The organism is Kitasatospora sp. NPDC057500 (assembly GCF_042802195.1).
In the GTDB taxonomy this organism is placed as follows: Bacteria; Actinomycetota; Actinomycetes; order Streptomycetales; family Streptomycetaceae; genus Kitasatospora.
In genome coordinates this window covers 1-10,886 of record NZ_JBHVER010000239.1, presented here as the reverse complement: position 1 = coordinate 10,886, position 10,886 = coordinate 1, and the positions used below count along the sequence as shown (strand labels likewise).

The following is a 10,886-nucleotide window of genomic DNA, read 5'->3' as shown; positions in this document are numbered from 1 at the left end:
GCCACGGCCCCCGTCCCCGCCATCCTCACGCCGCCGACGGCCACGAACAAGACTGCAATTTCCGCGGCGGGACCCCGACCATGGAGGCCATGACGCCTCCACTCACGGACCGCCTGGCCCACGTGCGCTGGATCGCCGGCGGCACGGCGGCCGGCAAGAGCACCCTGACCCGGCTGCTCGCGGAGCGCCACGACGCCACCGTCCTCGACGGCGACCGCGCCGAGCACCGCTGGCTCGCCCGCTGCGACTCCGCTCGCCACCCACGGCTCGCCGCCCTGCGCGACCAGCCGCCCGGAGCACTGTGGCACGACCGCACCGCCGAGCAGGTGTTCCGGGCGATGCCCAGCCTGCACGGCGAGATGACCGGGTTCCTGGTCGACGAGTTGCTCGCCCTCCCCGCGGACCGCCCCGTCCTGGTCGACTACTTCGGGATCCTCCCGCGCGACCTCGCCCCCCTGCTCCGCCACCCCTCGCAGGCCGTCTTCCTCCTGCCGACCCCCGCCTTCCGCCGGTCCGCCCTCACCACCAGGTACGCCGACCCCGCCCACGCCCGCGCCACCTGGGGCACCGAGGACGCGGACACCGCCCTGGCCGAGCGCTTGGCCCGCGACACCCTGTGGGACCAGGAGGTCCGCCACCAGTCCCCACTCCACGGCGCCACCACCCTCACCATCGACGGAAGCACCTCTGCCGCCACCCTGGCGGATCGGCTCGCCGCCCGGTTCGCGCTGCCGCTGCCGTAGCCGGCACGGAGGCCGCCGCCCCGGCGGATCGGGACGCCGTGCCGTTCGGCCTACTGTGCTCCCGCCGATCGGAGCGGGTGCCCGGGGTGGCTGCCCGCCGCCGCCCTGGCGGGTGGGGCCGGCGCACGGTTCGACGGGTCCGCTCGCGCTGTCGGCTCGGCGGACTGCGCCGCCGCGTCTTTGGGTCTGCCGGCGTTGCGGTCGGCGAGGGCTGCAGACCGCCGTGGAGCGGAGGGCAACGGGTGGCCGGGGCCGCCGCCCCGGTGTCGCAGGTCGCCGCGCACTTCGGCCGGCCGCTGCCGTAGCCGGCACGGAGGTCGCCGGCCCGGCGGATCGGGGCGCCGTGCCGTTCGGCCTACTGTGGTCCCGCTGATCGGAGCGGGTGGCCGGGGTGGGTGCCCGCCGTTGCCCTGGCGGGTGGGGCCGGCGCACGGTTCGACGGGTCCGCTCGCGCTGTCGGTTCGGCGGACTGTGCCGCCGCGTCTTTGGGTCTGCCGGCGTTGCGGTCGGCGAGAGCCGCAGACCGCCGTGGAGCGGAGAGCACCGGGTGGCCGGGGCCGCCGCCCCGGTGTCGCAGGTCGCCGCGCACTTCGGCCGGCCGCTGCCGTAGCCGGCACGGAGGCTGCCGCCCCGGCGGATCGGGACGCCCTGAGGTTCGGCCATTGCCGCTGTAGCCGACGTGGCCTGTTGATCGGAGTGGGTGCCGGGGTGGATGCCCACCGCCGGGTTGGCGGGTTGGGGCGTCGCACGGTCGGTTCGCTCCCGTCGCGGTCGGCGCGGCACGGCCGGCTGCGGTGGAGCGGAGGGCGCCGGACCGTCGGAGTCGCCGCCCGCCGTCGTTCTGGCGGCACAGGCCGCCGCGCGGTTCGCGCTGCCGCTTCCGTAGCCGGCGCGGCCCGCAGGCCGGTGCGGGGTGCTGTCGTGGACCCCGCCGCCGCTCTGGCTGGTCGGGTCGCCGCACGGTTCGACGGGTCCGCGCCCGCTGTCGGCTCGGCGGACTGCGCCGCCGCGCCTTTCGCTTGCGCTGTTGTCGCAGGCGGGGAGGGTCACGGACCGCCGTGGAGCGGAGAGCGCCGATGGCAGAGGTCGCTGCCTGGCGCAGGTCGCCGCGCACTTCGGCCTGCCGCTGCCGTAGTGAGCACGGCACGATGAACGCGGTGGAACGGTCGCGCACCCTGGAGGGACATCGTGGAGCGGACGGCGGGGGAGCGGTGGGTCGCCGGGGTCGATGTCGGCGGGTCCGGGGTCCGGGTCGCGCTGGCGCCCGACCGGTGGCCGGACGGGCTGGCGGAGGCGCGGACGGCGCAGGTGGCGGTGCCCGCCCGGGTCGCGGCGGCGAGCGGCGGCCACGACGCGCGGGCGCTGCTCGGCGGGCTGCTCCCGGCCCTCCGCGGGCTCGCCGCCGGGCTGCCGGAGGGCGCGCGGATCGGGGCCGTCGCCGTCGGCGCGACCGGGATGGCGCTGCTCGGCCGCGACCTCGCCGCCCATCTGCCCGGCCCGCTGGCCGAGGCCACCGGGGCCCGGCACCTGGTGCTGGCCGGGGACGCGGTCACCGCCCACGTCGGGGCGCTGGGCACCGGTGCCGGGGTGACGGTGGCGGGCGGGACGGGGCTGGTCGCCCTGGGGTACCGGCCCGGCGCGGGCTGGCGGCGTGCGGACGGGTGGGGCCAGCTGCTCGGCGACTGCGGCAGCGGCGGCTGGCTCGGCCGCGCCGGTCTGGAGGCGGCCCTGCGGGCGTACGACGGCCGGCCCGGCGGCTCGCCCGTCCTCCTCGCCGCCGCCGAGCGCCGCTACGGCCCGGCGACGGGCCTCCCGGCGGCCCTCCAGCCGCGCCCCGACCGCGCCGCCCTGCTCGCCGCCTTCGCCCCGGACGTCGCCGCGGCGGCCGAGCACGGCTGCCCGGTCGCCGCCGGGCTGCTCCGCCGCGCGGGCGAGGAGATCGCCGCCACCGCGACGGCCGCCGCCACCTCGGCCGGACTTCCCGGCCCGGACCTCGCCCTGACCGGCGGGCTGTTCCGCCTCACGGCCCTGCGCCGCGCCACCCTCGACGCCCTGGCCACCCGCCTCCCCGCCGCCCGCCCCCGTACCCCCGACGGCCCGCCCCTCCTCGGCGCCCTCCGCCTCGCCGCCACCGCCCCCGACCTCCCCTGGCCCCTCCGGCCACCCCTCCTCACCGTCCTCCCCGGCTGAGGAGCCGGGGTGCCGGACTCGGGCACCTGGCCGAAAACGGTTTGAGCGGCTGCGGGGGCCTGCCTAGCGTGGTGGTATGAAGAAAATCCCGCCCCCCGACTGGTTGGCGGCCAATCGCGCCAACTGGGACGGGCGCGTTCCGGTGCATGTGGCCAGCGACTTCTACGACGTGGCCGGCTTCGTCGAGGGCAAGGAGTCCCTGCGGGGCTTCGAGCTCGCCGAGGTGGGCGAGGTGAGGGGGAAGTCCCTGCTCCACCTCCAGTGCCACTTCGGCCAGGACACCCTGTCCTGGGCCCGGCACGGGGCCACCGTCACCGGGCTGGACTTCTCCCGTCCGGCGGTGGAGGCCGCCACCGACCTGGCCGGGCGGATCGGCATGGACTCCGCCCGCTTCGTCGTCTCCGACGTGTACGACGCCGTCGCCGCGCTCGGCGGGCGGAGCTTCGACATCGTGTACACCGGTCTGGGCGCGCTGTGCTGGCTGCCGGACATCGGCCGCTGGGCGCGGACGGTGGAGACCCTCCTCGCCCCCGGCGGCTTCCTCTACCTCGCGGAGTTCCACCCCTTCGGCGACACCCTGGCCGAGGACGGCCGGACGGTGGAGTACGACTACTTCCAGGCCGAGGGGACGGTCTGGAACGAGGCCGGCACCTACACCGACGGCGAGATGGCAGCCACGGTCCCCGCCCGGACCGTCGAGTGGCAGCACGGGATCGGCGAGGTCGTCAGCGCCCTGGTGGCCGCGGGACTGCGGATCGAGTTCCTCCACGAACACGACTTCACCGTGTTCGCCCGCTTCCCGGTGCTGGAGCAGGACCGGGGCTACCGCTTCCCGGCGGGGCAGCCGCGCGTCCCGCTGATGTACTCCCTGCGCGCGGGCAAGCCGGCCTGACGGCCGCGGGCACTACGGCTTGCGGGCCACCGCGCCGTACATGCTGACGCGGCCGGCCCCGGCGGGCAGCGCGCCGTCGGGGCGCCAGAGCGGGACGGTGACGACGCCGGGGTCCAGGACCTCCAGGCCGTCGAGGAAGTCCCGCACCTGCTCCCGGCTGCGGCCGACCAGGGGAGCGGTGGCCTTGCTGTAGACCCCCGTCACCCGGTCGCGGACCTCGGCGGGGAGGAAGTCCGCGGTGCCGTGCGACAGGATCAGGTGGCTGCCGGGGGCGAGGGTGTCCAGCAGGGCGCGCACCACCTCGTAGGGGCCCTCCTCGTCCCGCACGAAGTGCAGGACCGCGGCGAGGACGAGCGCCATCGGGCGGTCGAAGTCGAGCAGTTCCTGGGCCCTCGCGTCGGCGAGCAGTTCGGCGGGCCGGCGCAGGTCGGCCTGGATGACGGTGGTCCGGCCGACGGCGCTGCCGCCCATCAGGGCGCGGGCGTGGGCGAGCACGATCGGGTCGTTGTCGACGTAGAGGACCCGGGCGCCGGGATCGACCGACTGGGCGATCTCGTGGGTGTTCCCGGCCGTCGGGATGCCGGTTCCGATGTCGAGGAACTGGTTCACGCCGAGGCCGGCCACGCACCGTACCGCCCGGGTGAGGAAGCCCCGGTTGGCGCGCGCGGTGGAGCGGAACTCCGGGTTGGCCGCCAGCGCCCGCTCGGCGGCCTCGCGGTCGGCCGGGAAGTTGTCCTTCCCGCCGAGGTAGTAGTCGTACATCCGGGCGGGGTGCGGGATCTCCGGACGGAGGTCGGCCGGGACGCCCGGCTCGCCCTGCTCCCACATGCTCTCGTAACCGACCACTGCCGCCGCGCCTCCGCCTAGGTGATCCCAAGGTGATCTGATGATCCGTCGGCCGACAGCGTAGGTGTTCGAGCGCGCCCGCGTGCGCGGTTGGCCGGATCGCCCCCGGTTGTGCGCAATGCGCCCCGGCGGGCGGTCCCCGCCGTCCCGGCGCAGGATGGGAGGGTCCGGGGCCGCTGCCCGCCGAGGCCGCCGCCCAACCGAGGCGCCGCCGCCGTGGGGCGGCTACGGGAGGTAGCCATGGCCGTCGCCGAGATCGTTCCGGCCGACATCAGGGAGTGGCGGGGTCAGGCCGTCGTGGACCAGAAGGGGCACCGGATCGGAAAGCTGGAGTCCGTCTACGTCGAGACCGCCAGCGACGAGCCGTACTTCGCGACGGTCACGGTCGGGCCGGCCGTCGCGGTCGGGCTGAACGTCAACAGCAAACTGGTCTTCGTCCCCCTCGACGGAGCCGTCCTCGGCCCGGGCTACCTCAAGGTGGCGTTCGCGAGGGCGCTGGTCAAGTCGGCGCCGTCGATCGGTGTCGACGACGTGCTGCCCGCCGAGGCGGAGCCGGAGGTGTTCGCGCACTACGGCCTGGAGTACGTCACCGGCGCGGGCGGTGAGCGCAGGCTCGCCCGGCGCTGAGCGCCACCCGCCACCCGCCACCCGCCGCCCACCACCGCCCCGCCCGTCGACCACCGGGGTATCGATACCCCACGGGGTACACTGGACAGCCGGTAGTCGACAGCGTAAGGCGGTGCTGAGATGCAGGTGGACGAGGAGGCCGTCGGTGCGGTCCTGAACCGGCTGCGGCGTGCCCAGGGGCAGCTCGCGGGCGTGATCGCCATGATCGAGGCGGGTCGGGACTGCAAGGACGTGGTGACCCAGCTGGCCGCCGTCTCCAGGGCCCTCGACCGGGCCGGCTTCAAGATCGTGGCGAGCGGCATGCGCCAGTGCATGGCGGGGGCCGATGCCGACGCCCCGCCGATGACCGAGGCCGAGCTGGAGAAGCTCTTCCTGGCCCTGGCCTGAGCCCCGGCGTCCCGGGAACGACCCCCGAGGCCCCCGTACCGCTCCTCGGCGGGGGCGCGCGCCACAAGGCACGCGCCCCCGCCGTTCGCGTGCCACACCCCCTCCGGCCCCGTCCGTGCCAGGCTGGTCCCCCCATGACCGTTGCCATCGCCCTGCTCACCCAGGACCTCCGCCTGCACGACAACCCCGTGCTGCGTGCCGCCTGCGCCGCCGCCGACCAGGTCGTCCCGCTCTTCGTCCTGGACCCCGACATCGCCGCCACCGGCTTCGCCGCCCCCAACCGCGCCGCCTTCCTCGCCGACTGCCTCACCGACCTGGACGCCTCGCTGCGCCCGCTCGGCGGCCGGCTCGTGCTGCGCGCCGGCCCCGCCGCCCCCGCCACCGCCCGGCTCGCGGCCGAGCTGGACGCCGCCTCGGTGCACCTCGCCGCCGGCGTGAGCGCCTTCGCGCAGCGCCGCGAACAGGCGCTGCGCGCCGTGCTCGGTGACCGGCTGCACGTCCACGACGGCTCGCTCACCGCCGTCGTCCCCGGCGCGGTGACCCCCGCGGGCAAGGACCACTACGCCGTCTTCACCCCGTACTTCCGCGCCTGGTCGCAGGCGCCCCGCCGGACGGTGGACCGTCCGCCGAAGGCCCTGCGCACACCGGACGGCATCGCGAGCGAACCCGTCCCGTCCGCGAAGCCGGAGTCGCCCGCGCTCCCGCCGGGCGGCGAGCGGGCCGGCCGGCGGCTCTGGCGGCGCTACGAGCTGGACCGCTACGCCGAGCTGCACGACGACCTCGCCGCCGACGGCACCTCCCGCCTCTCGCCCTACCTGCACTTCGGCTGCCTCTCCGCCGCCGAACTGGCCGCGGGTGCGCTCCGCCACGGCGGCGACGGCGCCGAGGCGTTCGTCCGGCAGCTGGTCTGGCGCGACTTCCACCACCAGGTGCTCGCCGCCCGCCCCGGGGCCGCGCACCGCCCCTACCGCGACCGGGGCGACCACTGGCTGCCGGAGGACGACGAGGAGTGCGCGGCCTGGCGCGCCGGGCGCACCGGCTTCCCGCTGGTCGACGCGGGCATGCGCCAACTCGCCCACGAGGGCTGGATGCACAACCGGGCCCGGCTGGTCACCGCCTCCTTCCTCGCCAAGACCCTCTACCGGGACTGGCGGATCGGCGCCCGTCACTTCCTGCGGCTGCTGGTGGACGGGGACGTCGCGAACAACCAGCTCAACTGGCAGTGGGTGGCGGGCACCGGCACCGACACCCGGCCGAACCGGGTGCTCAACCCGCTGGCGCAGGCCGACCGGCTCGACCCGGACGGCGCCTACGTGCGGCGCTGGGTCCCGGAGCTGGCGCACGTCCCGGGGCGGGCGGTGCACCGCCCGTGGCTGCTGGACGAGCGCCCGGCCGGCTACCCGGAACCGGTCGTCGACCCGGCCGCCCTCTCCGACCGCCTGCGCAGCGCCCGCGGCCTGGACTGATCCACCGCCGGAACCCGCCCGTCCCACAGTTCCCGAACCGCCCGACATTGCGTCACGTTTCGTTCACGCCCCGGTCGCCGTCCTTCGGATGAATGGGCGCGGGCCCCCGCAGTTGTACAGCCAACTGCTGATGGGGGTCGCCCATCCCAGCCTCCGTCAGCAGCCGCGGACGGCCCCGGTCCGGCATCCCCCCGACGGCCCGGCGCCCGCGCGGCGGACAGGACATCCGTGGCCACCGGCAGCACCCTGACCCTCACGTCCTCGACCAGCCCCTCCGAGGGCGACCGCCTCACCTTCCACTGGACCACCGACGCCCCCGACCCGAAGAACTGGGTCGGCGTCTACGACGGCGACCGCCTGCCCGGCAACGGCAGTTCACTGCTCTGGAAGTACACGCCGGCCGCTTCCGGTGACGTCCAGCTCGACACCTCCGCGCTCACCGGCGGCCCGTACACGGCCTACCTGCTCGCCAAGGACGGCTACGGCATCCTCGCCAGGACCGAGCCCTTCGCCTTCCGCCCCAAGCCCGCCGTGATCCGCCCGCACGCCGTCGTGGACGCCTTCACCGCCACCCCGGTGGCCCCCGGCGGGGCCGTCACCGTCAAGCTCGGCGGGCTCTGGTCCCGCCCCGAGGGGAACCCGCCCGGCAACGCGGCCTTCCGCAAGGTCTCCGGCCCGGCCTGGCTCGCGGTCGCCGCCGACGGCACCGTGACCGGCACCGCGCCGGCCGGCAAGGCGCCGCGCTACCCGGAGGTGCTGGTCGTCGGGGTCAAGGACAGCGCCGGGGCCGCCGACACCGTCACCGTGCTGCTCCCGGTCGCCGACCCGGCCGCCGCGCCGCGCCTGAAGGTGGCGAGCTGGAACCTCGCCGACGCGGGCGCCGCCTTCACCGACGCGCTGGAGAAGCAGCTGCGCGTCGTCCTGGCCCAGGGCCTGGACGTGCTGGCGCTCCAGGAGACGGCGGGCGGGGCCGCCCGGGCGCTGGCCGACGCGCTCGGCTGGCACGCCTACCAGAGCACCGGCAGCGTCGGCATCCTCAGCCGCCACCCGCTGACCGCCGTCACCGAGCCGACCGCCGCCCTGCCCGCCGCCGGGGCGACCGTCCAGCTGCCCGGCGGCCGCACCGTCCGCGTCTGGAGCGCGCACCTCGACGAGGCCGACTACGGCCCGCACGCCGCCCAGGACGGCCGCAGCGCCGCGCAGATCACCGCCGCCGAGACCGCCTCCGTGCGCGGACAGCAGGCCAGGGCGCTGGCCGCCGCCGTCCAGGCCGAGCCCGCGGGCGTCCCGGTGGTACTGGCCGGCGCGCTGTCCTCGCCGTCCCACCTGGACTGGACGGCCGCCACCGCCGCCGCGCACAGCGGTGTGGGAGTGCTCAAGTGGCCGGTCACCGCGGTGCTCCAGGCCGCTGGGCTCACCGACACCTTCCGCGAGGAGAACCGGGACCCGGTCAAGGCGCCCGGCACCACCTGGTCGCCGGTCCGCAAGCAGCGCGCCGCCGGCAAGGCCGAGCCGCAGGACCGGATCGACTACGTGCTCTACCGGGGCCGGCTGAAGCTGGTCGAGGCGCACACCCTGGTCGCCGACTGGCCCGCCACCGGAGCCCACCCGGCCGCCGGCGCCGCCCCCGCCGCCGAACCGGCCGCCCTCGCCGCCAACCAGTGGCCGTCCGACACCGCCGCCGCGGTCGCCACCTTCCAGCTCTGAAAGGCCAGTTCGCGATGTCAGACCTTTCCCGCCGCACCTTCGTCGGCGCCACCGCGGCAGCCGGCGCCGCCGCCCTGACCGGCCTGCCCGGCACCCCGGCGCAGGCCGCCCCCGCGCCGGGCCGGCTCACCGGCACCATCAAGGACGTCAGGCACGTCGTGGTGCTGATGCAGGAGAACCGCAGCTTCGACCACTACTTCGGCGCCCTGAACGGCGTGCGCGGCTTCGGCGACAAGCAGGCGCTGCAGTTCCCGGACGGCACCGACGTGTTCCGCCAGCCCGACCCGGGCCGCAGCGACGGCCGGGTGATGCTCCCGTACCGGATGGACACCTCGAAGTACAACGCGCAGAACGCCGGCGGCCTGCCGCACGACTGGGCGACCGGCCACCAGGCCATCAACAACGGTGCGATGAACAAGTGGATCGCCGCCAAGGGCGAGCGTGCCATGGGCTACTTCACCCGCGAGGACATCCCCTACCAGTACGCGCTCGCCGACGCGTTCACCCTCTGCGACGCCTACTTCACCTCCCTCGCCGGCCCGACCGACCCCAACCGCCTCTACCTGTGGACCGGTACCGCCGGCCCCGGCCGCGACGGCACCACCGGCCCGTGGATCGACAACACCCCGGTCACCGACAACCCCGTCGCCGACTGGACGACGTACGCCGAGCGCCTCGAACAGGCCGGCGTGAGCTGGCGCGTCTACCACAACCCCAGCAAGGACGACCGCACCGGCGACTACGACGACAACGCGCTCTCCTACTTCAGGCAGTTCCACAACTTCCCCACCACGGACCCGCGTTACATCAACGCGATGACCAAGTTCGACCCGGCGGCCTTCGACGCGCACTGCAAGGACGGCACCCTGCCGACCATCTCCTGGCTGGTCGCCCCCTACCTCTTCTCCGAGCACCCCGAGGCCGGCCCGGCGTACGGCGCGCACTGGGTGAACCAGGCCCTGCAGTCGCTGATGTCCAACCCGGACGTCTGGCGGCACACCGTCTTCCTGGTGATGTACGACGAGAACGACGGCTACTTCGACCACATGGTGCCGCCCACCCCCGAGCCGGGCACGCCCGAGGAGTTCACCCAGGGCCGCGCCATCGGCCTCGGCAACCGCGTCCCGCTCTGGGTGATCTCGCCCTGGTCGCGCGGCGGCTGGGTCAACTCCCAGGTCTTCGACCACACTTCGGTGCTGCGCTTCATGGAGCAGGTCACCGGTGTCGCCGAGCCCAACATCTCCGCCTGGCGCCGCGCCGTCTGCGGCGACCTCACCAGCTGCTTCGACTTCGCGGCCCCCGACCAATCGATCCCGCAACTGCCGGACACCAACGCCCTGATGGCGAAGGCCGACGCCGGGACGAAGCTGCCCGGCGTCCAACTCCCGCCCGTCGGAGCCCAGTCGATGCCCGTCCAGGAGCGCGGCGACCGCCCGCAGCGCCATCTCCCCTACCAGCCCTGGGCGGAGGCCGAGGTGGACCGACGCACCGGCCGGATCACCTGCACGATGAGCAACGACGGCAGCGTCGCCTTCCCGTACACCGTCTACCCGAACATCGTGCAGCCCTTCGCCGGCACGCCGTTCACGGTCGCCCCGGGTGCCACGGCGACGTACGCCTGGGAGGCCGCGGCGACCAACGGCCGCTACGACTTCACCGTGCACGGCCCGGACGGCTTCGTGCGCCGCTTCGCCGGCACCGTGATCCGCGAGGGCGCCGGCAGCGCGGACGTCCCGGCGGGCCAGGACGACATCGGCATCCCGATCGTCACCGCCGACCTCTCGAACTCCGGCCGGCTCACCCTCCAGCTCGTGAACGACGGCATGACCGACGTCTGCTTCTCCGTCGCCCCGAACGACTACGCGGGCACCGCGCAGACCCTCTGGGTGCGCCCCGGCAAGCAGGCCAACCTCGCCTGGCCGCTGGACAAGCAGGGCCGCTACGACGTGGTGGTCACCGCCGCCACCGGCCAGCGCTTCACCCGCCGCTACGCGGGCCGGGTGCACTGACCCGACGGCGGTCCGCGCC

Annotated in this window: 9 protein-coding genes; 8 read left to right on the top strand and 1 reads right to left on the bottom strand. The window is 75.4% G+C overall.

The annotated features are described in order from the left end of the window. Positions 1–89: 89 nt before the first annotated feature. The 3 genes from ACFU74_RS32560 to ACFU74_RS32550 all read left to right on the top strand — a co-directional run bounded on the left by ACFU74_RS32560 (position 90) and on the right by ACFU74_RS32550 (position 3,825). The gene (locus ACFU74_RS32560) at positions 90–743 is read left to right on the top strand and encodes a hypothetical protein (RefSeq protein ID WP_380763369.1); all 654 of its coding nucleotides are present in this window, start codon (positions 90–92) and stop codon (positions 741–743) included. A 1,188-nt stretch (positions 744–1,931) separates the two neighbouring features. Beyond that, on the top strand, positions 1,932–2,933 hold the full coding sequence (locus ACFU74_RS32555) for a BadF/BadG/BcrA/BcrD ATPase family protein (RefSeq protein ID WP_380763367.1): 1,002 nt from the start codon (positions 1,932–1,934) through the stop codon (positions 2,931–2,933). Between the two features lie 76 nt (positions 2,934–3,009). Beyond that, positions 3,010–3,825, top strand: a complete 816-nt coding sequence (locus tag ACFU74_RS32550; RefSeq protein ID WP_380763365.1) for a class I SAM-dependent methyltransferase — start codon at positions 3,010–3,012, stop codon at positions 3,823–3,825. Positions 3,826–3,837: 12 nt separating this feature from the next. Here ACFU74_RS32550 and ACFU74_RS32545 read toward each other — a convergent pair whose 3' ends face one another. Further along, positions 3,838–4,671 carry an SAM-dependent methyltransferase gene (locus ACFU74_RS32545; RefSeq protein WP_380763363.1) on the bottom strand — a complete coding sequence of 278 codons (834 nt, stop codon included), beginning with the start codon at positions 4,669–4,671 and terminating at the stop codon, positions 3,838–3,840. Between the two features lie 240 nt (positions 4,672–4,911). Between ACFU74_RS32545 and ACFU74_RS32540 the strand changes: the two genes are divergently transcribed. From ACFU74_RS32540 to ACFU74_RS32520, 5 genes are all read left to right on the top strand, one after another. Next, positions 4,912–5,298: a PRC-barrel domain-containing protein gene (locus tag ACFU74_RS32540; protein WP_380763361.1), complete on the top strand. Its 387-nt coding sequence runs from the start codon at positions 4,912–4,914 to the stop codon at positions 5,296–5,298. Between the two features lie 120 nt (positions 5,299–5,418). Then, positions 5,419–5,685 (top strand): metal-sensitive transcriptional regulator, encoded by a 267-nt coding sequence (locus tag ACFU74_RS32535; protein ID WP_350550913.1) that lies wholly within the window; start codon positions 5,419–5,421, stop codon positions 5,683–5,685. A 134-nt stretch (positions 5,686–5,819) separates the two neighbouring features. Next, positions 5,820–7,151, top strand: a complete 1,332-nt coding sequence (locus ACFU74_RS32530; RefSeq protein ID WP_380763359.1) for a cryptochrome/photolyase family protein — start codon at positions 5,820–5,822, stop codon at positions 7,149–7,151. A 228-nt stretch (positions 7,152–7,379) separates the two neighbouring features. After that, entirely contained in the window at positions 7,380–8,858 is a 1,479-nt protein-coding gene (locus tag ACFU74_RS32525; RefSeq protein ID WP_380763357.1) for an endonuclease/exonuclease/phosphatase family protein, read from the top strand. Positions 8,859–8,872: 14 nt separating this feature from the next. Then, a complete protein-coding gene (locus ACFU74_RS32520; protein WP_380763355.1) occupies positions 8,873–10,867 on the top strand; it encodes a phosphocholine-specific phospholipase C in 1,995 nt (664 codons plus the stop codon). Positions 10,868–10,886: the final 19 nt, after the last annotated feature.